General features: G+C 40.4%; 25 protein-coding genes and 2 tRNA genes. 19 read left to right on the top strand and 8 right to left on the bottom strand.

What is annotated here, in order from left to right; translation table 11 throughout:
- Window positions 1-105: 105 nt before the first annotated feature.
- Complete coding sequence (locus LPA49_RS00490) at window positions 106-987, top strand: NAD(P)-dependent oxidoreductase (RefSeq protein ID WP_036967732.1); 882 nt, start codon at window positions 106-108, stop codon at window positions 985-987.
- 65 nt (window positions 988-1,052) lie between these two features.
- Here the strand turns inward: LPA49_RS00490 and LPA49_RS00485 are convergent, their stop codons facing one another.
- A complete protein-coding gene (locus LPA49_RS00485; protein WP_180310912.1) occupies window positions 1,053-1,856 on the bottom strand; it encodes a hypothetical protein in 804 nt (267 codons plus the stop codon).
- A gap of 104 nt (window positions 1,857-1,960) precedes the next feature.
- Complete coding sequence (sbcB, locus tag LPA49_RS00480; protein ID WP_074989316.1) at window positions 1,961-3,406, bottom strand: exodeoxyribonuclease I; 1,446 nt, start codon at window positions 3,404-3,406, stop codon at window positions 1,961-1,963.
- A 266-nt stretch (window positions 3,407-3,672) separates the two neighbouring features.
- On the opposite strand from sbcB, the gene LPA49_RS00475 reads away from it, so the two are divergent.
- From LPA49_RS00475 to LPA49_RS00465, 3 genes are all read left to right on the top strand, one after another.
- Window positions 3,673-3,858 carry a hypothetical protein gene (locus LPA49_RS00475; RefSeq protein ID WP_075594361.1) on the top strand — a complete coding sequence of 62 codons (186 nt, stop codon included), beginning with the start codon at window positions 3,673-3,675 and terminating at the stop codon, window positions 3,856-3,858.
- 73 nt (window positions 3,859-3,931) lie between these two features.
- Window positions 3,932-4,507 carry a hypothetical protein gene (locus tag LPA49_RS00470; protein WP_075594360.1) on the top strand — a complete coding sequence of 192 codons (576 nt, stop codon included), beginning with the start codon at window positions 3,932-3,934 and terminating at the stop codon, window positions 4,505-4,507.
- 125 nt (window positions 4,508-4,632) lie between these two features.
- On the top strand, window positions 4,633-5,013 hold the full coding sequence (locus tag LPA49_RS00465) for a hypothetical protein (RefSeq protein WP_036967741.1): 381 nt from the start codon (window positions 4,633-4,635) through the stop codon (window positions 5,011-5,013).
- 11 nt (window positions 5,014-5,024) lie between these two features.
- Here LPA49_RS00465 and LPA49_RS00460 read toward each other — a convergent pair whose 3' ends face one another.
- Window positions 5,025-5,444: a hypothetical protein gene (locus LPA49_RS00460; RefSeq protein WP_065978526.1), complete on the bottom strand. Its 420-nt coding sequence runs from the start codon at window positions 5,442-5,444 to the stop codon at window positions 5,025-5,027.
- A gap of 85 nt (window positions 5,445-5,529) precedes the next feature.
- Complete coding sequence (locus LPA49_RS00455) at window positions 5,530-6,474, bottom strand: sodium-dependent bicarbonate transport family permease (protein WP_065978525.1); 945 nt, start codon at window positions 6,472-6,474, stop codon at window positions 5,530-5,532.
- A gap of 108 nt (window positions 6,475-6,582) precedes the next feature.
- Between LPA49_RS00455 and LPA49_RS00450 the strand changes: the two genes are divergently transcribed.
- Entirely contained in the window at window positions 6,583-7,542 is a 960-nt protein-coding gene (locus LPA49_RS00450) for a LysR family transcriptional regulator (RefSeq protein WP_036967747.1), read from the top strand.
- Window positions 7,543-7,653: 111 nt separating this feature from the next.
- Here LPA49_RS00450 and LPA49_RS00445 read toward each other — a convergent pair whose 3' ends face one another.
- Window positions 7,654-8,547, bottom strand: a complete 894-nt coding sequence (locus LPA49_RS00445; RefSeq protein ID WP_036967749.1) for a TIGR01777 family oxidoreductase — start codon at window positions 8,545-8,547, stop codon at window positions 7,654-7,656.
- A gap of 87 nt (window positions 8,548-8,634) precedes the next feature.
- Window positions 8,635-9,933, bottom strand: coding sequence for a diguanylate cyclase (locus LPA49_RS00440; RefSeq protein ID WP_182395014.1), 1,299 nt, complete (start codon window positions 9,931-9,933; stop codon window positions 8,635-8,637).
- Window positions 9,934-10,213: 280 nt separating this feature from the next.
- On the opposite strand from LPA49_RS00440, the gene LPA49_RS00435 reads away from it, so the two are divergent.
- On the top strand, window positions 10,214-11,545 hold the full coding sequence (locus LPA49_RS00435) for an AarF/ABC1/UbiB kinase family protein (protein WP_180310910.1): 1,332 nt from the start codon (window positions 10,214-10,216) through the stop codon (window positions 11,543-11,545).
- Between the two features lie 22 nt (window positions 11,546-11,567).
- Here the strand turns inward: LPA49_RS00435 and LPA49_RS00430 are convergent.
- Both LPA49_RS00430 and LPA49_RS00425 read right to left on the bottom strand, forming a co-directional pair.
- Window positions 11,568-11,644: transfer RNA gene (locus tag LPA49_RS00430), tRNA-Pro, on the bottom strand.
- 103 nt (window positions 11,645-11,747) lie between these two features.
- Window positions 11,748-12,365: an arylesterase gene (locus tag LPA49_RS00425; protein WP_065978522.1), complete on the bottom strand. Its 618-nt coding sequence runs from the start codon at window positions 12,363-12,365 to the stop codon at window positions 11,748-11,750.
- Between LPA49_RS00425 and LPA49_RS00420 the strand changes: the two genes are divergently transcribed.
- The 13 genes from LPA49_RS00420 to LPA49_RS00360 all read left to right on the top strand — a co-directional run bounded on the left by LPA49_RS00420 (window position 12,366) and on the right by LPA49_RS00360 (window position 23,946).
- The gene (locus LPA49_RS00420) at window positions 12,366-13,085 is read left to right on the top strand and encodes an ABC transporter ATP-binding protein (protein WP_036967761.1); all 720 of its coding nucleotides are present in this window, start codon (window positions 12,366-12,368) and stop codon (window positions 13,083-13,085) included.
- Window positions 13,075-15,576 carry an ABC transporter permease gene (locus LPA49_RS00415; RefSeq protein ID WP_118844392.1) on the top strand — a complete coding sequence of 834 codons (2,502 nt, stop codon included), beginning with the start codon at window positions 13,075-13,077 and terminating at the stop codon, window positions 15,574-15,576. The genes LPA49_RS00420 and LPA49_RS00415 overlap by 11 nt, the downstream gene beginning before the upstream one ends.
- A 126-nt stretch (window positions 15,577-15,702) precedes the next feature.
- Window positions 15,703-16,227, top strand: a complete 525-nt coding sequence (ruvC, locus tag LPA49_RS00410) for a crossover junction endodeoxyribonuclease RuvC (protein ID WP_036967765.1) — start codon at window positions 15,703-15,705, stop codon at window positions 16,225-16,227.
- Window position 16,228: 1 nt separating this feature from the next.
- Complete coding sequence (gene ruvA / locus LPA49_RS00405) at window positions 16,229-16,849, top strand: Holliday junction branch migration protein RuvA (RefSeq protein WP_036967766.1); 621 nt, start codon at window positions 16,229-16,231, stop codon at window positions 16,847-16,849.
- Between the two features lie 7 nt (window positions 16,850-16,856).
- Window positions 16,857-17,861 carry a Holliday junction branch migration DNA helicase RuvB gene (ruvB, locus tag LPA49_RS00400; protein ID WP_036967767.1) on the top strand — a complete coding sequence of 335 codons (1,005 nt, stop codon included), beginning with the start codon at window positions 16,857-16,859 and terminating at the stop codon, window positions 17,859-17,861.
- 337 nt (window positions 17,862-18,198) lie between these two features.
- Window positions 18,199-18,441, top strand: coding sequence for a hypothetical protein (locus LPA49_RS00395; protein ID WP_036967770.1), 243 nt, complete (start codon window positions 18,199-18,201; stop codon window positions 18,439-18,441).
- Between the two features lie 478 nt (window positions 18,442-18,919).
- Window positions 18,920-19,624, top strand: coding sequence for a protein TolQ (gene tolQ, locus LPA49_RS00390; RefSeq protein WP_036967773.1), 705 nt, complete (start codon window positions 18,920-18,922; stop codon window positions 19,622-19,624).
- Window positions 19,611-20,045, top strand: a complete 435-nt coding sequence (tolR, locus tag LPA49_RS00385) for a protein TolR (RefSeq protein WP_036967776.1) — start codon at window positions 19,611-19,613, stop codon at window positions 20,043-20,045. Before tolQ ends, tolR begins: the two co-directional genes overlap by 14 nt.
- A 2-nt stretch (window positions 20,046-20,047) precedes the next feature.
- Window positions 20,048-20,986, top strand: coding sequence for a cell envelope integrity protein TolA (gene tolA / locus LPA49_RS00380; protein WP_036967778.1), 939 nt, complete (start codon window positions 20,048-20,050; stop codon window positions 20,984-20,986).
- A 9-nt stretch (window positions 20,987-20,995) separates the two neighbouring features.
- Window positions 20,996-22,354 carry a Tol-Pal system beta propeller repeat protein TolB gene (tolB, locus tag LPA49_RS00375; RefSeq protein ID WP_036967780.1) on the top strand — a complete coding sequence of 453 codons (1,359 nt, stop codon included), beginning with the start codon at window positions 20,996-20,998 and terminating at the stop codon, window positions 22,352-22,354.
- A 34-nt stretch (window positions 22,355-22,388) separates the two neighbouring features.
- Window positions 22,389-22,931: a peptidoglycan-associated lipoprotein Pal gene (pal, locus tag LPA49_RS00370; RefSeq protein ID WP_036967784.1), complete on the top strand. Its 543-nt coding sequence runs from the start codon at window positions 22,389-22,391 to the stop codon at window positions 22,929-22,931.
- Between the two features lie 12 nt (window positions 22,932-22,943).
- Window positions 22,944-23,702, top strand: a complete 759-nt coding sequence (ybgF, locus tag LPA49_RS00365; protein WP_036967786.1) for a tol-pal system protein YbgF — start codon at window positions 22,944-22,946, stop codon at window positions 23,700-23,702.
- A gap of 168 nt (window positions 23,703-23,870) precedes the next feature.
- A tRNA-Lys gene (locus LPA49_RS00360) sits at window positions 23,871-23,946 on the top strand.
- The last annotated feature ends 8 nt before the right edge of the window (window positions 23,947-23,954 follow it).

The following is a 23,954-nucleotide window of genomic DNA, read 5'->3' as shown; positions in this document are numbered from 1 at the left end:
TTTTTAACTTACTTAAAATTAATGAACGCTTTTTCATTCGCTTTTTAGTTATTCGATTGAGATAATGAAATTGTTACTAATTTATCACTCAAATAGGTCAGTTTTATGTCAATGAAAGTCGCCTTCATCGGATTAGGTGTCATGGGTTACCCTATGGCGGGTCATCTTGCTAACGCAGGTCATCACGTGACTGTTTATAACCGCACAACAGCAAAAGCACAAAAGTGGGTATCAGAATATCAAGGTCACTACAGCGAAACGCCAAAAGAAGCGGCAAAAGACGCTGACATTGTGTTTATGTGTGTTGGTAACGACGATGATTTACGCTCAGTGGTGTACGGCGAAAATGGTGTACTGGCTAGCATGCAAGCCGGTAGCTATTTAGTTGACCATACAACGACCTCAGCAGAAGTCGCTCGTGAAGTGGGTGCTAAAGCTAAGCAACAAGGTATTGCGTTTTTAGATGCCCCGGTGTCTGGTGGTCAGGCTGGTGCAGAGAATGGTGTTCTCACTGTGATGGTGGGTGGCGCAGAAGCTGACTTTGGTGTTGTGCAACCTGTCATGGCTGCTTTTAGTCGTTTTAGCCAACTATTAGGTGAAGTAGGTTCAGGTCAGCTTTGCAAAATGGTGAACCAAATTTGTATTGCCGGGGTAGTACAGGGCTTAGCAGAAGGACTTCACTTTGCTAAACAAGCTGGCCTTGATGGTGAAAAAGTGATTGAAACAATTTCTAAAGGTGCCGCAGGTTCATGGCAAATGGAAAACCGCTACAAAACAATGTGGGCAGGTGAGTACGAATTTGGCTTTGCAGTCGATTGGATGCGTAAAGATTTAGGCATTGCTCTTGATGAGGCAAAAGCGAACGGCGCAACGTTGCCTATGACGGCAACAGTTGACCAGTATTATGCCGATGTACAAGCCTTAGGCGGCGGCCGATACGATACCTCTAGTTTATTAGCACGTATTGAGGCGTTGCATAAAAAGTAATGGGGTATTGGTCATAAAAAGTGCCTAGCATTGCTAGGCACATGTGAACTCTTATAAAAACTATTTTAATAGCAGCTAACTTGCGAGACTAATCTTTGCCCATTTTCAGCTCTCGTAAAGGCAATTTTACAATGAGTGCCTATATTAAGTGAGCCCCCATAGACAATATCTACAAAAGGCTGTGTATTACTGGTACTTAGGTTTGCATTGAAGAGTGTTGAACCATCTGAGTTCTTAACTGTTTTCGTTAAATCTGCGACTAAGCTATATTTGCCATTTTTTATCTCTATTAGTGCAAAAGGTTCGCCGCGACTGTCTTTTACTAAGACGATATTTTGGTCTCCACTATCAAACAAGGATGCAAATACATCTTTGAAATCTATAGTTCCGCTTGCAAAGTTTTTGAAGTCTTCACTGAAACTTGTTCCATTATTTTGCACACTTGGCTCTGAGGTATTGCGGTTATTTCTGGTTACAACTGTGGAAGTAAATGCGCTATGTAATGCACTTGATTCAAAAGCTTTTTTAAAGCGAGTGAAGGCACTGAAAGTATCAGAAACACTTGTTGGTGCTGAGCAAGCATTACAATTAATTATAAAGCCATGGTGGAACTGTTTAAATATAACTGCCCTAGATTTAATGACATTTGTAGAAAATGAGATTGAATCATTATTTTCAGAATAAAGTGTTGTATCAATCTTCTCGTAATCTACTCCCATCTCATTACACTGACCCATATAGCTAGCATCAGGTTTATATATACAAGCGCGTATGTAAGTTTCGAAATCCATTTTGGATTCAAAAGAGTAGGCATGGCTTATGCCAATGAATAAAATGACAAATAGGGTAAAATGCATACTTTTTTTCATAAATATTCCTTTATTTATATAATGTTAGAGCATTGCTTTTTGTATAAACGGTTTAATCTTATAAGGTGCCATTTTCACAAAAAGCATGGTAATTGATGGTTATATTACATACTTTGTGCGTAGTTATACAGTGCTTTTAAAATGTGCAGATTTTTTTCATTATCGTCGTGCTCATGAGCTAAATTTTCGAGCGTAATCATAAAATCGTGTGCGCTAATAGAAGGACTGTCATCGCCGTGCATTAATTTATTTTGGCAATACATACGCCACTGTGCAAGTTCGTCTTGGCTTAAGGTGTGTGGCCAGTTGCGAGCACGGTATCTAAACAACAAGGTGTTAAACTTTTTGTCTTCAAAATCTAACTGCATTGTGGCCAGTTGCTCAGGGCTTGCATCGCGAATAATGGCAAATTTGGCTTTATCGGCATGGCTCGTAAAGCCATCATATAGTTGATAGTCAGGGTTATGTGTTTCACCGTAGTCACGTTGTTCGTTAAATACTTCGGTTACTTTGTCGCGAAGTTCAGTATTGGCTTTTAATATAGCAAGGTTTTGCAAACACTTTTCGCGGTCTATCCCTAGGCGTGCGGCATTTTCTGGTAATAGTGTTTTAGCGGGCGCAAGAATAGGGCACTTATTTAAGTGAACTAGTTTTAAGCCGACAGGGGCCTCGTTTTCGCCAAGGTCGGTGTGTTTGGTGTAAAGGCGTGTCCGTAACTCTTCAACCGATAAATCTAATAACACCTGCGGATCATCTGTTAAATTAAAGCAGATGATGGCGTTTTTGTTTACTGGATGAAAACTCATCGGCGCTATCCAGCTAGTACAGCCTTGGCTTGCCGGTATGCGTGATGAAGTATGTACCAGCGGTGTCATGTTGAACACATCAACTAAATCAGCCAGCGCTTTTTTAGAGCGTAAACCAAAAAAGAATTGATACAGCTTGGGTTGTTTTTCTTTTATAAGCTTTGCAAGCGCAATGGTTGCAGTAACATCACTTAACGCGTCGTGAGCTGCGGCATGTTCTATGCCGTTAGCAACAGTTAAATGCTCAAGTTTAAAGCTGGGTGTGCCATCATCTTTTAATGGCCACTCAATACCTTCTGGTCGCAACGCATAACAAGCACGAACAAGGTCAATAATATCCCAACGGCTATTATTGTTTTTATACTCTCGCTCGTAAGGGTCATAAAAATTACGATATAGACTGTAACGTGTTACTTCATCGTCAAAGCGAATACTGTTATAGCCAGCTACACAGGTGTTAGGCTGACTAAACTCGGCATGAATTTTTGCCATAAATTCGGCTTCAGGCAGTCCTTTTTGCATGGCTATTTGTGGTGTAATGCCGGTTATTAAACACGCCTCTGGGTGCGGTAAATAGTCTGCCGCGGGTTTACAATATTCAATGAGCGGCTCACCAATAATATTTAAATCAAGATCGGTACGTATGCCAGCAAATTGACTCGGGCGGTCTTTTTGCGGGCTGGCGCCAAAGGTCTCGTAGTCATGCCAGTAAATTGTTGGTTGCTGTTGTTCTTGATATGCCATGCATTAAACCTTGCTAAGCGTATGTGCGCTTACCATTAAATTTATTAGTTAACAGAATTATGGCATAGAGCCTTATTAGTTTATAGAGCAAAGCGTAAAGGTGTTAGGGAATGTCTATTTTACCAACAAGGGTAGAACAAAAAATAGCCTATCGATTGTTTTTTATGCTTATATAGAGATTAAGAGTGTTGTGTTACTAAAATAGCAATATAAGTGGCGCAGTACTTGCTAAGAAACAGCATCTTTAACAATGAAGGAACAAAAAAATGACTTTATCAGCCCTATTACTATCTACTTTAGCATTCGACGCAGCACCAGCAACAAGTTTTGATACTCAAAAACTTCAGGGGAGTGGCGGAATTATTATTATTAAAGATCCAAAGAAAAAGCAAGAGTTACAAGGTTCTGGCGGTATCATCATTATTAAAGATCCTAAGAAAAAAGAAAACTAATTCTCTAAGTCAGCTGAATTGCTGGTTTTCTTTTAAATATAGTTATATCCTACCCGCGGTTTAAGGGTGGGATATGATTGATTACATCTCTGATTTATATAATGAATTTATGTTTGCTAGTGAAAGTAGAGATGCTTTTTCATTGCAAGTCATAATTTCGTTGATGTATTTAGTTGCTTTAGTTTTGTCTGTTTATAGAGCAGTAAAAAACAAAGAGCTATTTAGTGACTTTTTATCAATTGCTGTAGTAGTAACTAAGTACTTAATTACGTCGCTTTTAATGGAAAAAGTTCTTCTTTACATACATGAAAGCCACGCTGTTAATAATGCACAGAATGTATATTTAGCACTATGTTTGTTTAACCTTTTGAGTATATGGTTGCTTTACATACTGCATGTGAAGCTTAGCTATAAATTTGGCTTATTATTTTTTTGTGTGCTCAAATTAACAATCATTATTGCTTTATCTCATTTTATTTTATGGTTTAAATTTGTTGTCTTGGATATCCAAGCCGAGCACGCCTATATTCATTACATTTACAGTTTTGTCGTCCTTTACATTAGTATTGCCTTAGCTGTGGTGATGCTTTTCCCCAGTTTGCTTAAAACGAAGTTAAAATTTTTGGTGAGTCCAAGTTGGCCACACTAGAGATTGGGCGCGAATCAGATATTTCTTATATATCAGCCTCGTACTATCATTTATAATGCTTTTTCCTGATGTATTACGAACCAAGTTTGGGTGTATAGTAACATTTAGTTTACCGAGGGAACGTGATGCTTGAACTAATTTACAGTGCAATTGCCGTTTTAGCTATCCTGCTTATAGCGAGTACATGGCTAATTGCGCGTAAAAACATATTTGAAGATCAAATAAGAAGCAAATCGGTTGAAGTCGTTTGGTGTACCATTCAGGCTGAAAATGAAACCGATATAAATAAAGCGCTCAAATTATTTAATAAAGCCGAAGCTTTAAAAAGTGAAATTGCGGCTTTACTAGGCGAGTCGCCAAATGTAGCCAACTTTAAATTTGCCGAACCAATAGATTTTACTGATGATACGTTAAAAGATTTATCGCTGGGCGAATTGCAGCGCTACTATGATAAACAAAATAATATTGCCGATATCTATAATGAGTTATACAAAGGCAAGAATTAAAAAAAGCCAAGTTATTTAACTTGGCTTTGTATTTTTAACTCGTTTTCAATCTGTTCTACATGAATTTCTGCCAGCTCACCCAGTGTTTCTTGATTGTGATTTTCACCCTTAATTAAGCCAGCCATAGACATTTTTTTGATACTTTTGATAATGCCGTTCTTAATCGCTTTTAATTGGTCATTACTTAATTGCACCGTGTGTTGATTTTGACCATTAAGTAAATAGTCAAAACTCACGTGTGTTGCTTTACTCGTTTTATCAATTAATGAATAAGGGATGGTGGCACTGAAAATACAGTGCTCACTAAATCCGCTTTGTAATGATAAATGGTGCTCAAGTTCTGCATTATTTTGCACATTGTATTCAGCACATAAGCGCTTAAAAATGTTACTCACATGCTGTTGCTCTGTGCTGAGAGATTGATCAAACATATAGCAAGTCCTTGCACATTTTTTCTTTATATTAAACGACTTTAGTCCAAATCGCATTCATAAAGTGATGTTTAAATTCACTTTTTTATGAGATTAGTAATGCCATATGATGATACAAACCTATACCGACTAATACATTAAACGGAAAGGTTATCCCAAGCGAGCTTAACATGGCTAAGCCAATATCTGCATCGGGGATTGCTGCTTTAATCGCTGCAGGTGCTGCAATGTAAGATGCGCTAGCAACTAAGCTTCCTAAAATTACGATTGAGCCAAGCTCAAGCTGCAATGCGGTGCCAACCCCAACACCAATCGCACCTAATAAGTTGGGTGTAATAAGTGCAAACAACGCTAATCGCCAATGATGCCATGGAATAGGGCGTAGTGTTTGTGCTGCCATAAGACCCATTTCAAGTAAAAATAAGGCTAATACAACTTTAAAGCTATTGGTTAGTAAGCTCGTAACTTGGCTGCCTTGTTGTGTGCCATACATCATGCCTATAATAACGCCACCTACAAGCAGAATAACACTTTTGTTTGTTAAGGTTTCATGCCACAGCGCCTTAAGCGATAGGTTACCTGCAGAGGCTTTATTTCCTAGTCGGCGATAAAGCAATAAGCCAACAATAATGGCCGGCAGCTCAAGCATGACGAGATACAGGGTTACTTCGGCACCTACCACAAGTGAATTTGATTCGGCGTACGCCAAAGCAACAGCAAATGTACCTGCACTCACCGAGCCATAATGTGCTGCAATACTTGCACTGTTTGCGACCGATAAATTAAGTAAGCGTTTGAGTACGGGGTAAAGTAGAAGAGGGATACACGCTCCGAGTAACAATACCGATCCCATTTCAGGTAATAATTGCCAATGTATATTTCCGTGTAGCACCATGCCACCTTTTAAACCAATTGTTAGCATTAACAATAGGCTGAGAGTTTCATAAGTTGCTTGCGGAATTTTTAGATCAGATCGTAATAAACCTGCGGCTAACCCTAAAACAAAAAACATGACAACAATATCAGGCACTTTTTTCTCCTCTTAGTTAAAAGCGCCGCTATTCTAAATAAAAAAACACATAGTAAATAATTAAATGAATGCTACCATCATATAGGTTTTTATCTATGAGGTGAGGTTGTGGACTTACGACATATTTCTTTTCGGCTATTAGAAGTGTTTATGTGTGTAGTTAAAACACGTTCAATTAGTGAAACGGCAAGGCAATTACATTTAACGCAGCCAACAGTATCGCAGCAAATAAAGCGACTGCAAGAAACTGTAAACGAGCCTCTCATTGTGGTTAACCAGCAGCGTATTCATATTACCGAAGCGGGGTTTGCTTTATTTCAAACTTGTCAGCAAGTGTTTGGTCATTTTGACGATTATCAAGATTATTTGGTTGAATTGAGAGGCGGTGAGCGGGGACGTTGCAAAATAGCGATTGTAAATACAGCGCAATACATCCTGCCAAAACTATTAGGGCCATACAGTAATTTACATCCGCATGTAGAACTTCCGTTAGAAATAGGAAACAGGGCCGAAGTATTGGCTCGGTTTGAAAGAGGTGAAGATGATATTTATGTATTTAGTCATCCACCGTCGCTTGAGCACGCGAAAGCAGGGCGTTTTTTACAAAATCCCTTAGTGTTTATCGCCCCAATGAATCACCCTCTGGCTAAATCTTCACACGTAACACTGCATGATTTAATGACTGAGCGCTTTTTATTGCGTGAGCCAGGTTCGGCGACACGCATGTTATTCGAAAGTGAGTTACAAAGCCGTGGCTTTGTACTTAGTGACACCGTGCAAATGGCAAGTAATGAGGCTATTAGGGTTGCCGTCGGTTCTGGAATGGGATTAGGTGTTGTGTCTCGTCATGTATTGCCAGCACACGATAAAAGCTTTTGTATGCTTAATGTTGTTGATGTTCAGCTGGCAAGTCATTGGTATTTTGTTGTTCGGACAGATCGGCATTTGTCCCATGCTGCACGTAATTTTTTAAGATTTGCAGAACTTAATTTAGAACAGTGCTTAGACAAAGAATGGGTTACAAATGAGCTTCATACGCTAAACCACAGTTTAACCATGAAGACGTAGCTACATGTATATTTTGGTACGTCGCTGGTTTGCCATGATAGTTAGAAAACCTTTACTGCATAACAGTATACAGTAAAGGTTTATACAAATTTAATTCTACTTATCAATGTATTACAGTTTTAAACTTTCCAGCGCAGGTTTTAGCTCAGGGTAATGAAAGCGATAGTTATGCGCGAGTAATTTATTCGGCATGACGAACTGACCATGGATAAGTAAGTCTGACATTTCACCCATCATCAGCTTAAGTAACCAACTAGGCATTCTGAGCATGGCGGGGCGCGAAAGTACCGTCCCTAATGTTTGGCTAAACTCATTATTGTCAACTGGGTTTGGAGCTGTGGCATTAATTGGCCCATGCAAGTCGTCGTGGGTCAGTACAAATAATATCAGCTGAATCATATCGTCAATATGGATCCAAGACATACCTTGGTGACCATGCCCTAAAGGCCCACCAAAACCAAACTTGAATGCAGGTAACATTTTACTCAGTGCGCCACCTTGTTTGGCAAGAACAACACCCGTTCTCAGCAAGCAAACACGGGTTTTGCTTGATTGCGCTTTGGTGGCTGCATGCTCCCAATCTCGACAGAGAACATGGCTGAATTCTGGGTATATATCATTAAATTCCTCATCTATATGTTTGTCGCCTTGACGACCATAAAAACCAATGGCGCTACCAGAAATAAAGGTATGAGGAGGCGTTTCACACCGGCTAATCGCTTTAGATATTTGCAATGTTAGGTTTATTCGACTGTCGAGCAAACGGCGTTTTTGTGACTCGCTCCAACGTTTGTTAACAATAGGCTCGCCAGCCAAATTTATCACTGCATCTATATCTTCAAAATCAACCTCATCCAACGACTTTACAGCATGCACTTGATGAGTCAGTAATACATTGGCTTGAATAGGATTTCGGCTCAGTACTGTGACTTTATGATGGTTTAAAAGAAATGGGCACAAATGCTTTCCAATGAGGCCTGTTCCACCTGTTAATAAAATATGCATAGGGCACCTTAATTAAATGAGTGTATGTTTTTTATACATAGCGACTGAGCTTTTTGCAAATTTGTACGTAATAAGCATTGAATAAGTTCAGTTATCTCCCTCAATTCCTTGAAAAATTTTATATGTGTGTAACTGGCTTTGCTTGGCTTCGTACATTGCCTGATCAGCAAATTTTAATAATTGTGTATGGTCAGTTGTGTGATCGGGTGAGACAGCAATACCAATACTTAAAGTGACTTTTAAGTTATGCTGCTCTACCTCAAAGGGGCTGTTGAACTTATCGAGCAAGTGCTTGATCATCGCATCAATATAACTTAGTTTTCTGAGGTGGTGAGCCACAATAATAAATTCATCACCGCCATAACGATATACATCATCATCAGCACGCACAGCGCCAGTTATTCTTTTAGCAGCTTCAACAAGCACTTTATCACCAATGACATGACCGTATTGATCGTTCAATTGTTTAAACTGATTAATATCGATAAATATAACAGCCATCTTATTGTTCTTTGAGCTTGCACTAATGGCGAATTTTAATTGACGGTCAAGCTCTGTTCGGTTCAACACACCTGTAAGGTGGTCATGACTTACCAAAAAACTTAACTTGTTGGTGCGCCTGTAAATAATGTTGCTCATACGATGAAAACGTCGAAGTAAATAGCCAATTTCATTGGTGTCACATTTTTCAATACGATCAGGTATTTCGCCTTTTTCTAGCTTTTCGGTATTTTTAAGTAATCTCTTTAGCGGTTTAAACAGCTTATTGTTAATGTAAAAAGCACAAAAAATGGATAGGAAAATAAATAACGGAATTTGCACAGATACGACTTGCGTAATAAGTAACCGGTTATTCTGGAAATCTGCGTTTCGCTCAGCCAACCTTGTACGCTCAACATTTTGAAATTGTTTTATTAACGCCTCAATTTGCTCCATTAACGCTTTACCTTCGTTGGTGTAAACAATGCTTTTTGCCTCTTCGGCTGCATCGGGCGTATTTTGTTTTATTAAATTAATCGTTAAATTCAGTTCGGCGAATTTTTTCTCAATCAATGCATCGAGTTGTGCAAGGTTTTGTTGCTGTTTTTTGTCATTCAGAGTCAGCTTATTGAGTATTAGGAATTGTTCTTTCGTTTTTTCTAAACCACGGTAGTAGGGATCAAGATAATTGAGGTTCTCTGTTAAAAGATAACCTCTTTGGCCCGTTTCAGCATTAATAATATGGTTATAGAGTCGTTCAGATTGATCAATAATCTCATGAGTACGATTAAGTACATCAAATTTTAAACGGCCTTCTCTGTCGAGAATAAAGACAATAAAAGTGTTTATCAAAACGACAATAAACAAAGTGCTCAATAATAATATTAATTGTGTTCTAAGAGACATTGAGAGGCCAGAGCTGAGAAATGAGTGATTTATAATAATAAAGTATTGTCGATACTTAGAAATTTTCCAATTTTCGCCTCAATTTAGTGGCTTAAAATGACGTAGTTTGAGTGATAAATGACGAAATCACTTTTTATCTTCACTACAAGTTAATTGATTTTTATAGCGTGTATTGTGTCGCGTTTAAAATTACATACATTGTTAAAGCTCAATACAAAGGGGATCTAAAGTTCTTTTACTTACGTATTTAAAACATGATACATAAAATACGTGACACGCTATGACTATTAAACAAAGTGCAGTGCCTACATCAAGGTTTTCAAGGGCTGCAAGCCTTGGTGCTTTAGTCTCGAAAGTGGCGGGAAATATGCTGTTTTCAAGCGCAAAAGCATGGGTCGCTGGCAAGGAAACCTCTCGTCAAGAATTATTATTACAGCCTAAGAATATTCAGCGTCTTACCGAGCAGCTTGCCCATTTACGTGGTGCAGCAATGAAATTAGGCCAACTGTTGTCGATGGACAGTGGTGAGTTACTTACGCCCGAATTGTCGGCTATTCTCGCTCGGTTACGTGCTGAGGCGACACCTATGCCACACAAACAGCTCGTACAGGTGATGCGCAACCATTGGGGGGATGCGTGGCTAGAGCACTTATCGCACTTTGAATTACGGCCGTTCGCTGCTGCGTCGATAGGGCAAGTGCATATTTCCTACACTGAAATGGGGAAAAAACTGGCGGTGAAAGTTCAATACCCAGGCATTGCAAAAGGGATCGCCAGTGATGTTGATAACCTTGCTTATCTACTCAAAATAAGTGGCTTGCTCCCAAAAAATGTGGATCTGCAACCCCTTATTGATGAAGCTAAACAGCAATTGATAAATGAAGCAGACTACGAATTTGAAGCACGATACCTAACACGTTATCGCGCTTGCTTAGCCGATGATGAAAACTACGTTATTCCAAAAGTGGTTGATGAGCTCAGCTCAAAGCAGATACTAGTCATGCATTTTGTTGAAGGGCAAGAGATAGAGGCACTTGTAGATGCACATCAAGCGTTAAGAAACAAAGCGGTAGAACAGTTACTGCGTTTATTTTTAAATGAGCTATTTACCTTTAAGCTGATACAAACAGACCCTAACTTTGCCAACTATCAGTATCAAATGGACCAGCAGCGTTTAGTGTTATTAGACTTTGGCGCAACACGTGAATTACCTCAACATATAAGCAATGGTTATTTGCAATTATTATCAGCAGCCGCCAAAAATGACAGGGCAGAAGTTGCAGCAGCAGCCAAGCGTATCGGGTATTTTGGGCAAGAACTAGCGCAAGAATACATTGATAACGTTGTCGATATTTTTCTACTCGCGTGTGAGCCACTTAGCTGTCAAGGCGAGTACGATTTCGCTAAAAGCGATTTACCAAAACGCATCAAAGAACTCGGTCTTGAAATGAGCACTGCATCGCAATACTGGCATGCACCACCAGTTGACGCACTATTCGTACACAGGAAGTTAGTAGGGTTGTTTTTAATCGCTGCAAAGTTAGGCGCAAAAGTAGATGTGAACCAAATATTCACTGAGTTTAAACTGCAACGCAATAAAGAAAGCGATTAGAGATACAGTGGGGGGAGGAAAATGGTCGGCATAGCAGGATTTGAACCTGCGACCCCTGACACCCCATGACAGTGCGCTACCAAGCTGCGCTATATGCCGACATTTGAGGCAATAGTACGTCTTTTTTTATAAAAATCAATACACCTGTGGTCTGATTGCTTGTTTATTGTTCATTTTAAGCAATAAAGACAGAGGCTAGGTGTTAATCTAGCCAATCATTGATCGTTTTATACATGAAATCACGTATTAATGGTTGGGCATCAGCGTTTGGGTGTAAATTGTCGTTTTGCATGAGCTCCGGGCGACCTGCTATGTCTAACATAAAGAATGGCATAAGTTCGCTGTCGGTTTCATTGGCAATACTTTCAAAGCTGTCGGTAAATAACTTAGTGTAGCGGGGGCCATAATTTGGTGGAATCTGAACTTCCATCACGGCAGTTTTGGCACCTGCTTGTTGGCTTTTGTTAATTAAATCACGTAAGTTAGCGTGTAAACGTTTGATTGGAAAACCACGTAAACCGTCATTTCCACCAAGCTCAATAAGTACATGAGTGGGTTCAAATTCGGCTAGCAGGGTATCGAGTCGTCTAAGTGCTCCGCCAGTTGTTTCACCGCTAATGCTTGCATTAACTAAGTTAACAGGTTGGCTTTTTTCATCGTACTTATCTTGTAACAATTTAACCCAACCTTGCTCTTGTTTGAGGCCGTAAGCGGCGCTTAAACTGTCACCTAAAATTAAAATTGTGTTGTCAGCTGCTGCCGTAAGTGGTTTGATTACTAACAGTAAAACGAATATAAAACGTAGGATTGGATGCATCATATGTCAGCGCTTTCTCAATTAAACATTATTCAAGTTAATGGACTTACTAAAACAGTCACCACAGTGGAGGGTGACCTAACCATCCTCAGTGACATCAGCTTTAATGTCAAGTCGGGCGATTCTGTGGCCGTTGTTGGCACATCGGGCTCGGGTAAGTCTACGTTACTGAGTTTATTAGCAGGTCTTGACCAGTCAACCAGTGGCAGCATTCATTTAGACGGCGCTGCATTGCACGATTTAGATGAAGAAGCCCGCGCGGCATTACGCGCTGATAAAGTGGGGTTTGTGTTTCAGTCTTTTATGCTTGTGCAAAGTTTAACCGCGCTTGAAAACGTGATGCTACCGGCAGAGCTTGCTGGTAGTAAAAATGCAAAACAACAAGCCCTAGAGTTACTCGAAAAAGTGGGTCTTAGCCACCGTGTGGGGCATTATCCTTCGCAACTTTCTGGTGGTGAGCAACAGCGTGTTGCAATTGCGCGTGCATTCATTGGTACGCCTAAAATTTTGTTCGCGGATGAGCCCTCTGCAAACCTTGATAGCAAAAATGGCAGATTGATAGAATCTTTACTTTTTGAACTGAATAAAGAACACGGTACCACGCTTATTTTAGTAACTCATGATGAACAGCTTGCTGAAAAATGCCAACAAATTTTACACATTGAAGCAGGTCAATTAGTAACAGTAAAAGAGAGCGAAGAGGTGCAAGCGAATGTGGGCTAAGTTAGCACTTAAACTGTTTTCACGTGAGTTTAAACGGGGTGAATTAACGGTGATCAGTGCGGCTATTGCTTTGGCTGTGCTCACTGTATTAACACTTTCTATGGTAACAGACCGAATTGGTCAAAGTATTGCGCAAAAAAGTAGTGCCTTTATCGCTGCGGATCGTGTGTTGGCCAGTAATCATCAGTTACCAACAGAGTATTTGCAAAAAGCGCAGGAACAGAGCTTACGCACTGCAAAAATTACGTATTTCGATACCATGCTATTTGCAGGTGACGAAATGCAACTTGGCTCAGTAAAGGCGGTTTCTGATAGTTATCCATTAAAAGGCGAACTTAAAGTAAAAACACGCTTAACTTCAGATGCTATTGTTACTGACGAAGTGCCAAAAATGGGTGAAGTATGGCTTAGTGAGTCAGTGTTTTATGCGCTTAATATTCAGGTTGGTAGTCAAGTTGAGCTGGGCGCTGCAACGTTTACAGCAAGTCGAGTGGTTGCCGAAGAACCCGATGCTCCTTTTAATGTTTTTTCCAGTAGTCAACGCATTTTAATTAATGAACGTGACATAGACGCGACACAGGTGATCCAGCCGGGGAGTCGCGTGTTTTATCGTCAATTGTATGCTGGTGAGCAAAGTGACTTAGACACCTTTTATGCTTGGCTTAAACCCCAAATGAAAGAAAACCAACAGTGGTATGGTGTTAAAGACAGGCAATCACCTATTGCGAACAGCTTAAATAGAGCGGAGAGCTTTTTATTACTGGCAGGTTTGTTAGGTATCATTTTAGCGGCAGTGGCAATTGCGGTATCGGCAAAACGCTACTGTGAAAGGCAATATGACCCAGTCGCAATGATGAAAACTCTTGGCGGCAGTAGGGCAACTATCCGTAAAATTTACTTATTACATTTAAGTTTAGTTTGCACAATGTCGGTCATTTTGGGGTTAGTTATTGGTTATTCTTTACAAATGATAGCCAGTGATTACCTTGCTCAGTCAATGGGCACAGAGCTGCCAAGCGCATCGGCAAAACCTTGGCTTATCGCAGTCAGTACAGGCGTGATTTGTGCCGTTATGTTCTCGATTAAGCCGCTGCTGGATTTATTTGATATTCCCCCATTGCGTGTACTTCGTCGCAACTTGGGTGACCGTTTATTAGTGAGCAAAATTCACCTTGCAATGTCGGCGCTAACGGTGTTTTTGTTAATGTGGTTGTTCAGTAATAACATTAAAATTACGGCCATTTTATTTACCTCAACAGCGTTTTTAATCGTGGTGCTATTTGGTCTATCGAAGCTTATTTTTGGTGGGGGTCGTAAGCTAGGCTTAAGTCCTGGTAATAGCTGGTCTTTAGCGATTGCTTCAATTCAAAAGCGAGCGAACGTAAATGCGGTGCAGCTTATAAGCTTTGCGCTTGCTATTAAATTACTGTTGTTTTTAATCGTACTTAAAAACGACATGATTTCAGATTGGCAGTCACAATTGCCAGCCGATGCGCCAAACTCATTTTTAGTGAATATAACAGAAGCTGAGCTTGAACCTATCACGTCGTTTTTAGCAGAGCGTGACATGCCTACGTCAGATTTTTACCCGATTGTTCGTGGTCGTGTTAATGCCGTTAATGGTGAGCTGGTGGCTCGTGAGGTATCATTAGAAGACAATGAGAAAAAAGATGAAGAAGCACGTTCAGGTATTGGCCGAGAGTTAAATCTTACGTGGCGCGCTGAGCTACCCAAGCAAAATGAGTTAATTGACGGTACATGGTTTACCGAGAGCTCAGTGGCAGAGGCGTCATTAGAAGAGTCAATGTTAGCGCGTTTAGATGTAGAGTTGGGCGATACACTCACCTTTTTAATTGGCGCTCAGTCATTCGATGCCAAAATTACCAGTGTACGTAAAGTAAATTGGAACACCTTAAAACCGAATTTCTTTATTATTTTGAGCCCCGATGTGCTGCAAAGTTTCCCTGCGACGTACATTTCATCGGTGCGTGTAAATAAAGATCAAAAGCGAGAGTTTAGTGAGTTATTACGTCAATACCCAACGGTGAATGCGATTGATGTTGAAAGCTTTATTAAGCAAATACGCTCAACAATAGAGCAAGTATCGTTAGCGATTGGCTTTGTACTCGCGATTGTTGTTGCGTGTGGTGCTTTAGTGCTTATTTCGCAAGTGCAAGCCAGCCTAGGTGAGCGTATGCAAGAAATTGTTATTTTGCGTACGCTAGGCGCTAAAGGGCGATTAATTAAAAACGCGACCTTGTATGAATTTTTATTATTAGGCTTTACGGCCGGTTTAGTCGCGGCTGTTGTCAGTGATGTTGCTTTGTTAATTGTACAAAAACAAATGTTCGAATTAGCAGGTAAGTTGCATCCACATATTTGGTTAATAGGCCCTGCAGCAGGTGGGTTATTTGTTGCGTGTTTAGGGTATTTAATGATAGCGCGCACTATGCGAAAAAATACTCAAGGTTTACTGCGGTCGCTAGGATAAAGACGATGTTTAAAAAATGCTCGCAATTGCGGGCATTTTTTATGAACTGTAATTAGTTACTGGTAATTTATACAGTGCTCTGGCATTATTAAATGCAGATGATGATTTTATAGATGGGTCAGTTAGTTGGCGATTATTTTAGGGATTGATCCTGGTTCACGATTAACAGGTTATGGGGTAATAGCCCACCAAGGTACTAAATTTACTTATTTAGGGAGTGGCTGTATAAAGCTTGCTGATCACGACTTTCCTATACGCTTAAAAATGATTTATCAAGGTGTTAGCCAGTTAATTGAACAGTTTTCGCCGGATAATTTTGCCATTGAAAAAGTGTTCATGGCACATAATCCTGACTCAGCACTCAAACTTGGTCAAGCCCGAGGGGCCGCCATAGTCGGTGCGTCAATGGCAGAGTTGCCCGTATTTGAGTACTCAGCCAGACAAATAAAACAGGCGGTCGTGGGGAATGGTGGTGCCGATAAATCGCAAGTACAGCATATGGTTAAAAATATTCTAAAACTGCCGGGAACCCCGCAAGCCGACGCTGCCGATGCGTTAGCAATTGCCATTTGCCATGCTCACTCAGAACAAAATTTAATTAAACTTGCGGGCAGCGCGAGCAAAACCGTAAGAGGACGATTAAGGAAGTAATATGATAGGTCGATTAAACGGGTTACTTGTTGAAAAGCAGCCACCAGAAATACTTATAGAGGTAAGTGGTGTCGGTTACGAAGTGCAAATGCCAATGACCTGTTTTTATGATTTACCCAATGTGGGTGAACAAGCGGTTATTTATACTCATTTTGTTGTTCGCGAAGACGCACAGTTATTATTTGGTTTTAATAATAAAACTGAACGTGCTTTATTTAGAGAGCTGTTAAAAGCAAATGGGGTAGGCCCTAAACTTGGCCTTGCCATTTTGTCGGGCATGTCGGCGCAGCAGTTTGTTAGTTGTGTTAACAATGAAGATGCGACAACCTTGGTTAAACTGCCTGGGGTGGGCAAAAAGACTGCAGAGCGCTTGGTACTTGAAATGAAAGACAGGCTAAAAAATTGGGGTAATGACTTATTCACACCATTTAGCGATAATGCCATTATTGAGCCTGCAAGTAATGATACGCTAGTAGCGAATAATGCTGCGGATGATGCTGTTTCAGCACTTGAATCTTTAGGCTATAAACTACCGCAAGCGCAAAAAGCGGTTAAAGCTGTAAATAAACCAGGTATGACAACAGAGGTTCTTATTAAAGAAGCTCTAAAGTCAATGTTGTGAGTACACCATGATTGAAGCAGATCGCTTAATTGATGCGAGTGAACAAAGTAATGAAGACAGTGTCGATCGTGCAATACGTCCAAAACTATTAAACGACTACACAGGCCAGCCGCATGTTAAGCAACAAATGGAAATTTTTATTGAAGCCGCTCGTCATCGTGGTGAAGCGTTAGACCATTTACTCATTTTTGGTCCGCCGGGTTTGGGTAAAACAACACTGGCTAATATTGTAGCGAATGAGCTTAATGTAAACATTAAAACGACTTCAGGGCCGGTTCTTGAAAAAGCGGGCGACTTAGCCGCGCTATTAACTAACCTTGAAGAAGGCGATGTACTGTTTATTGATGAAATTCACCGCTTAAGTCCACAAGTAGAAGAAATACTTTACCCCGCAATGGAAGATTATCAACTCGATATTATGATTGGTGAAGGTCCTGCGGCACGATCAATTAAGCTCGATTTACCGCCTTTCACATTAATAGGGGCTACAACGCGTGCTGGCTCGTTAACATCGCCATTACGAGATCGTTTTGGCATTGTGCAACGCTTAGAGTTTTATTCGGTTGAAGATTTATCAAAAATTGTTGCCCGCTCTGCTCGATATTTAGATTTAATCATGTGTGACGAAGGCGCCGTTGAAATTGCTAAACGCTCACGCGGTACACCACGAATAGCAAACAGACTTTTGCGCCGAGTACGAGATTACACGCAAGTTAAATCAGACGGTAAAGTAAATGCCGAAGTCGCTGAACAAGCACTTGATATGATCGATGTTGATAAAAGCGGTTTTGATTACATGGACCGAAAATACCTTCTTGCCATCATTGAAAAGTTTATGGGTGGCCCTGTTGGTCTCGATAACTTAGCGGCTGCCATTGGCGAAGAAAAAGAGACTATTGAAGATGTCATTGAGCCATTTTTAATTCAACAAGGATTTATTCAACGCACGCCCAGAGGGCGACTCGTTTCTGATATTGCCTACCTTCATTTTGGTCTTACCCCAGATAAATAACAAAACCCCGCTTAGCGGGGTTTTTAGTTTTTAGATATTAGAAAGTAGATACTAGAAAGTAGATATTAGAAGGTAGATATTAGAAGGTGGATCGAGCGGGGGTTACTGTAGCGATTAAATATAAAAAGCTTGCCTTAGGTTAATGTGGATTTATTTTGCACAAACCACAAACCACAAACCACAAACCACAAACCACAAACCACAAACCACAAACCACAAACCACAAACCACAAACCACAAACCACAAACCACAAACCACAAACCACAAACCACGATTGATGGTCTCATTTTAACATCTGTAATTCACATGCTGTTAAGTTATCTGTAGGTATTCTCATTGACGTTTGTGCAGGCAAAAAAAAGCCCGCATAAGCATGCGGGCAAACAACAAGTTGAAGGAAGTAATCCAGGGAACTACGGTTTTCTTAAAGAGGTTTTATCCTGTTTAAGTCAACCAAGTGCAATACGAAACTTCATATTGCAAAAAACGGAGCTTAATGAAAAAACTTTCAAAGGTTGCAGCTCGGTATGGGGAAATGATACGCAATGGTGGATTTTTCTTCAAACTAGAAAAATTTAATTTTCAGATAAAAAAAACTAATGTGAGTGATTTGTTGGTTTGTTTTCTTTTTGTTCACTTATTGAGTGTTTTTACTTTAAGTTTATGAATAAAATGATTTTTATAATATCAACAAACATTGTTCAGGATTAGTTTAAGTATTCTGTAGTAGATTTGCAAAACATGTTTTGGGTGTTTATGCGTAAAATATGAATAAACGCCGTGTTTTATGAGGTTTTGCTATATTTTTAGTTGCCTAATGGTGGTACTCATTTTTGCAGTGAAAACATAGCAAAAATAAGTTTTTAAAGGATTGTGAGCAAAAAATAGCTAAGCTGAGTGCTTTTCACCGTTATTTGCCGCTATTTCACAGCAAGAGCGTTGTCAGTTCATTATTGACTAGATACACTAGATGTAACTTTTGGCCAAGTTTGTGGTCAATAAATGCAAGTGTAAAAAATATAACAAATTATATAGAAATCTATTTTAGGAGTTTAACGTGGGATCAGGGCTTAACTTTTTAGATCTTATTCTAGAAGCCAGTGTACTTGTCCAATTAGTGATGTTGGCATTAGTGGGTATGTCGGTCATGTCATGGGCAATTATTTTTCAACGTAAAAAAGCGATTTCTGATGCATTAAATGGCGCAAAGCGTTTTGAGCAAAAGTTCTGGTCAGGTGTTGATCTTAGTAAATTATATAATGAAGTGTCTGCCCGCCCAGGCGGAGCTTCGGGCGTTGAAGCTCTTTTTGTTGCCGGTTTTAAAGAATTTGCACGCCACAAAAAAAATACGTTCCAAAGTGCCAGTATCGTTATGGAAGGCACGCATCGTTCAATGCGTGTTGCTTTGTCGCGTGAAGTTGAAAAATTAGAATCTAGTTTATCGTTTTTGGCGACCGTTGGTTCTATTAGTCCTTATATCGGCTTATTTGGTACTGTATGGGGTATCATGAATGCATTTATCGCACTAGGTGAAGTGAAACAAGCTACATTACAAATGGTTGCACCGGGCATTGCCGAAGCACTTATTGCAACTGCAATGGGCTTATTTGCGGCAATTCCAGCCGTTATTGCTTACAACCGTTTTGCAAATAAAGTAGAAAAGCTGGAAGGTAATTATATTAACTTCATGGAAGAGTTCGCCAATATTTTACACCGCCAAGCAGCTACGCAAATAGAGGCAAAAGCGAATGTATCAGCGTAAAAAACGTCGCCCAGTAGGGGAGATAAACGTAGTACCTTACATTGATGTTATGTTGGTACTACTTATTATATTTATGGCAACAGCCCCATTAATTACTCATGGGGTGAAAGTAGATTTGCCAAAAATGGAAGAATCTGATCTTGTCGATACAAAAGATACACCGCCTATCATTGCGTCAATTGACGCTGAAGGTAAGTATTATGTCAGTATCGGCACTGACCCAGAAGCACCGATGGAAGCATTAGACGTCGCTGCTGTGATTAAATTACAGTTGCAAAAAAATCCCGATACTCCGGTTATGATCAAAGGTTCAGGTCGTGTATCTTATCAAGAAGTACTGTTGTTAATGGATTTTCTTAAAAATGCAGGGGTGCCTTCAGTTGGCCTTATGACCGAATCGTTTGAGGGGAATAAAGGCTAGTTATGGGTGCATCAGTAATAAAATCAGTTCTTTTGCACTTGGCAATTGCAGGTTTATTAGTGGCGACAGCCAATTTTCATATGCCAGCACCAAAAGTAATGGAGGTGACTTTAAACCCTGCATTACCTGAGCCTGAAAAAGCGGTGTCAGCCGTCACGGTTGATCAGCAGAAGGTTGAGCAAAAGATTGCCGAGCTAAAAAAGCAAGAAGAAGCTAAAAAGCAAGCAGAAGCAAAACGTATTCGTGATTTAGAGCGTCGTGCTAATGACGCGCGTAAGCAACGTGAAGCTGAAGACCGCCGTCTGAAAAAATTAGAACAGCAGCGTCGTGCGAAAGAGAAAGAAAAAGCCGAAGCTGAAGCTCAAGCAAAGAAAGCGCGTGAAATTCAAGAGAAAGAACGTGCTAAAGCGCAGCAAGCTGAAAAACAAAAGCAAGAAGCCGAAGCAGCAGCAAAAGCCGCAGCACAGAAGCGTAAAGCCGAAGAAGAAGCATTGAAAAAAGCGGAAGAAGAGCGCAAGCGTAAAGCTGCAGAAGCTGAAGCTGAACGTAAACGCAAAGAGGCTGAAGCAGAGCGTAAGCGTCAGCAGGCATTGCAAGAGCAAATGCTCCAAGAGCAACTGGCTGCAGAACAGGCTGCACGTGATAAAGTGCGTCAGCAGCAGGTTGTTGGCGAAGTTGAGAAATATAAAGCGTTAATTATGGCGCGTATTCAGCAAAACTTCTTAAAAGATGAGAAGATGAAAGGCAAAGAATGTCGCCTTAATATTCGCCTTGGCTTTAATGGTTTGGTGACCCAAGTTAAATCATTGGGTGGAGATACGTTAGTGTGCGAAGCTGCGATGCGCGCAGTGCGTATGGCTGACACGCTACCTGTTTCACCAGATCGTGAAGTATTTGAGCAATTAAAAAATATTAATTTAACAATAGCGCCTCAATTTTAAAGGAATGATATGTTTAACCAGATAAAAACAGCATGTTTTATTGTATTACTGGGCTTTCATGGCATTGCCAGTGCTGCATTAGAAATCGTGATCACCGATGGTATCGATGGTGCGCGCCCAATTGCGGTTGTGCCTTTTAAATATCAAGGTGTGGGTCCTATCCCTGAAAAGTTAAGTTCAGTGATTGCTGCCGATTTAATGCGCAGCGGAAAATTTAAGCCGATCGACGTTAATACCATGCCTCAGCTTCCTGCTAAAGATTCAGATGTTGATTACGGCGCGTGGGTTAATAAAGGTGTCGAGGCTGTGTTAGTGGGTGAGGTAGAGCAACAACCTAATGGCCGTTACCGTGTTAAATATGAACTTATTGATGTGATTCGTGGCCAAATTACGGGCGGCGAAACACAATTAATGAGCAACGGTAAGTTGGTTAAAAGCCAAGATCATATTTTAGATGCACGAGAAAGTGTTATTGGTGAAAATGGTTTTCGTCGGTACGCACACCGTATCAGCGACGTGGTTTACGAAGCTCTTACGGGTGAAAAAGGCGCATTTTTAACAAAAATTGCCTATGTCATTGTGCGTGAAAATGACGCTAAACCTTATCAATTGGTGGTTGCTGATTATGATGGCTTTAATGAGCAAGTGTTGCTTCGCTCTAAAGAGCCGCTTATGTCACCAGCGTGGTCGCCAGATGGGACTAAGTTAGCGTATGTAACGTTTGAAAATCGCCAAAGCCAAATTTACATTCAAGACTTATATACAGGAAAACGCGAACTAATTACCAGTCACCCTGGTATTAATGGTGCGCCTCAGTTTTCTCCTGATGGTAAAAAACTACTGTTAGTGCTATCAAAAGACCGTAATGGCGCAACAGAAGTGTACTTATTAGACCTTGCAACACGCAAAGAAACTCGACTTACAAATCACCGCAGTATAGATACTGAACCATCATGGTTTCCAAATGGTCAAGATATCGTGTTTACCTCTGAAAGGGGTGGTAATGCTCAGATTTATAAGTTAAATTTGCAAACAGGTAGGTCAAAACGAATGACCTTTGATGGTGACATGAACTTAGCAGGTTCGGTTTCACCGGATGGAAAAGAATTAGTGATGGTGAACCGTACAAACGGTCAATACCATCTTGCTAAGAAAGAGCTAGCTACAGGTGCGTTCCAAGTATTAACGAGAACACGCCTAGATGAATCGCCGAGTATTGCACCCAATGGCTCGATGATTATCTACAGCACGCTTCATAATAATAAACAGGTGTTAGCGTTAGTTTCTATGGATGGTCGCTTTAAAGCACGCTTACCTGTGCTAGACGGACAAGTTAAGGCACCGGCTTGGTCGCCTTATTTACAGTAATTTTACTGGTTTACTCAATATAGGAATCAATTCAATGCAACTTAATAAAACTTTAAAAGGCCTGCTAATTGCTGTGCCAGTGATGACTTTAGCAGCATGTAGCTCTTCTTCAGGTGTTGACGAAGGTGCTGCAAACCAAACAAACCAAGGTGCGGTTGAGCAAGCAAACAACAATGATACAGTTGAAGTTGCAACGCTTACTCCAGAGCAACAAGCTGAAGAAGCACTTCGTGAAAAATACGAAGCGTTACGTCAAGAACAAATCATTTACTTTGGTTTTGATAACGCTAAAATCCAAAGCAAATACGCTGAGCTTCTACAAGCACACGCTGAGTTCTTAGTACAAAACCCTTCAGTTAAAGTACTAATCGAAGGTCACGCAGATGAGCGCGGTACGCCTGAATACAACATCGCATTAGGTGAGCACCGTGGTCAAGCAGTAGAAAAATATCTACAAAGCTTAGGTGTTTCTGCTAGCCAAATGTCGGTAGTGAGCTATGGTGAAGAGAAGCCAATGGTTAAATCTCGCACTGAAGAAGCGTTCGCTAAAAACCGTCGCGCAGTATTAGTTTACTAAGAAAGAGACATTATGAAGCCGAAAATTATTTTGGCAGCAATGATCTTAAGCGGGAGCACCCAGTTATGGGCTGCTCCCGCTCCTGTTTCAGAAGCTGCAAGCTCGCAATCGAGCATAGAGAAGCGTTTAATCGCATTAGAAAACATGATGAAGTCACGTAATTTATTGCAAGCTGAGCTTCAGCAGCAGTTGAATATATTACAAGACGAAGTGAGTCAGGTTCGTGGCATTACTGAAGAGCAAAGCTATAAGCTTGAAAAAGTGCTCCAACGTCAACGTGAGCTTTATCAAGAAATTGAGAATCGCGTTAGTCAGGCCTATTCTCAGCCTGCGGCAGCAACTCAGCCAACGAATACTTACACAGATATAAATGCATCACAGACTATCAGCTCAGACTTATCTGAAAATGAAGCCTATGAGCGTGCTGTGGCGCTAATTATGAAAGATAAGCGTTATGAGCAAGCAATACCTGAGTTCCAAACATTCTTAACGACTTATCCAAATTCAGTGTATGCGTCAAACGCGCATTATTGGTTAGGGCAGCTTTTAACAATTCAAAACGATCCCGCTGCTGCAACTAAACACTTTAAAGTGGTTGTGAATGAATTTCCGAATTCGAATAAACGTCCTGATGCTATGTTGAAGTTAGGCAACTTACTTGTTGATCAAGGTTTAGGCGAACAAGCCCTTAAAACCTTTAATGATTTAATTAATCAGTACCCAAGTACAACCGCTGCTAAATTAGCCACAGAACGTCTGTCGCAACTGTAGATTTGACCTGATTAGACTGCTTTTTGACTTAAGCGGTCTAAAATTAGGCAACTAGACATAAAAACTTAAAAAAAGAGATATTTTCTGTTGCACTCAGCATTTAAATAAGTATTATAAGCGCCCGCAGCAGGCGATTGGTAACAACAGCCAAAATGCGGCTAAAAGAGCGGGTCATTAGCTCAGTTGGTAGAGCAGTGGACTTTTAATCCATTGGTCGATGGTTCAAGTCCATCATGACCCACCATTATTTTT

It is taken from the genome of Pseudoalteromonas sp. MB41 (assembly GCF_020966275.1).
In the GTDB taxonomy this organism is placed as follows: Bacteria; Pseudomonadota; Gammaproteobacteria; order Enterobacterales; family Alteromonadaceae; genus Pseudoalteromonas; species Pseudoalteromonas lipolytica.
The sequence above is the reverse complement of the archived record's forward strand: the minus strand, read 5'-3'. Positions and strand labels throughout refer to the sequence as shown.

Coding starts and splice junctions, on each gene's coding strand:
- LPA49_RS00490 (WP_036967732.1), top strand. CDS start 106: ATGTCAATGAAAGTCGCCTTCATCGGATTAGGTGTCATGGGTTACCCT.
- LPA49_RS00485 (WP_180310912.1), bottom strand. CDS start 1,856: ATGAAAAAAAGTATGCATTTTACCCTATTTGTCATTTTATTCATTGGC.
- sbcB (WP_074989316.1), bottom strand. CDS start 3,406: ATGGCATATCAAGAACAACAGCAACCAACAATTTACTGGCATGACTAC.
- LPA49_RS00475 (WP_075594361.1), top strand. CDS start 3,673: ATGACTTTATCAGCCCTATTACTATCTACTTTAGCATTCGACGCAGCA.
- LPA49_RS00470 (WP_075594360.1), top strand. CDS start 3,932: ATGATTGATTACATCTCTGATTTATATAATGAATTTATGTTTGCTAGT.
- LPA49_RS00465 (WP_036967741.1), top strand. CDS start 4,633: ATGCTTGAACTAATTTACAGTGCAATTGCCGTTTTAGCTATCCTGCTT.
- LPA49_RS00460 (WP_065978526.1), bottom strand. CDS start 5,444: ATGTTTGATCAATCTCTCAGCACAGAGCAACAGCATGTGAGTAACATT.
- LPA49_RS00445 (WP_036967749.1), bottom strand. CDS start 8,547: ATGCATATTTTATTAACAGGTGGAACAGGCCTCATTGGAAAGCATTTG.
- LPA49_RS00440 (WP_182395014.1), bottom strand. CDS start 9,933: ATGTCTCTTAGAACACAATTAATATTATTATTGAGCACTTTGTTTATT.
- LPA49_RS00435 (WP_180310910.1), top strand. CDS start 10,214: ATGACTATTAAACAAAGTGCAGTGCCTACATCAAGGTTTTCAAGGGCT.
- LPA49_RS00425 (WP_065978522.1), bottom strand. CDS start 12,365: ATGATGCATCCAATCCTACGTTTTATATTCGTTTTACTGTTAGTAATC.
- LPA49_RS00420 (WP_036967761.1), top strand. CDS start 12,366: ATGTCAGCGCTTTCTCAATTAAACATTATTCAAGTTAATGGACTTACT.
- LPA49_RS00415 (WP_118844392.1), top strand. CDS start 13,075: ATGTGGGCTAAGTTAGCACTTAAACTGTTTTCACGTGAGTTTAAACGG.
- ruvA (WP_036967766.1), top strand. CDS start 16,229: ATGATAGGTCGATTAAACGGGTTACTTGTTGAAAAGCAGCCACCAGAA.
- ruvB (WP_036967767.1), top strand. CDS start 16,857: ATGATTGAAGCAGATCGCTTAATTGATGCGAGTGAACAAAGTAATGAA.
- tolR (WP_036967776.1), top strand. CDS start 19,611: ATGTATCAGCGTAAAAAACGTCGCCCAGTAGGGGAGATAAACGTAGTA.
- tolA (WP_036967778.1), top strand. CDS start 20,048: ATGGGTGCATCAGTAATAAAATCAGTTCTTTTGCACTTGGCAATTGCA.
- tolB (WP_036967780.1), top strand. CDS start 20,996: ATGTTTAACCAGATAAAAACAGCATGTTTTATTGTATTACTGGGCTTT.
- pal (WP_036967784.1), top strand. CDS start 22,389: ATGCAACTTAATAAAACTTTAAAAGGCCTGCTAATTGCTGTGCCAGTG.
- ybgF (WP_036967786.1), top strand. CDS start 22,944: ATGAAGCCGAAAATTATTTTGGCAGCAATGATCTTAAGCGGGAGCACC.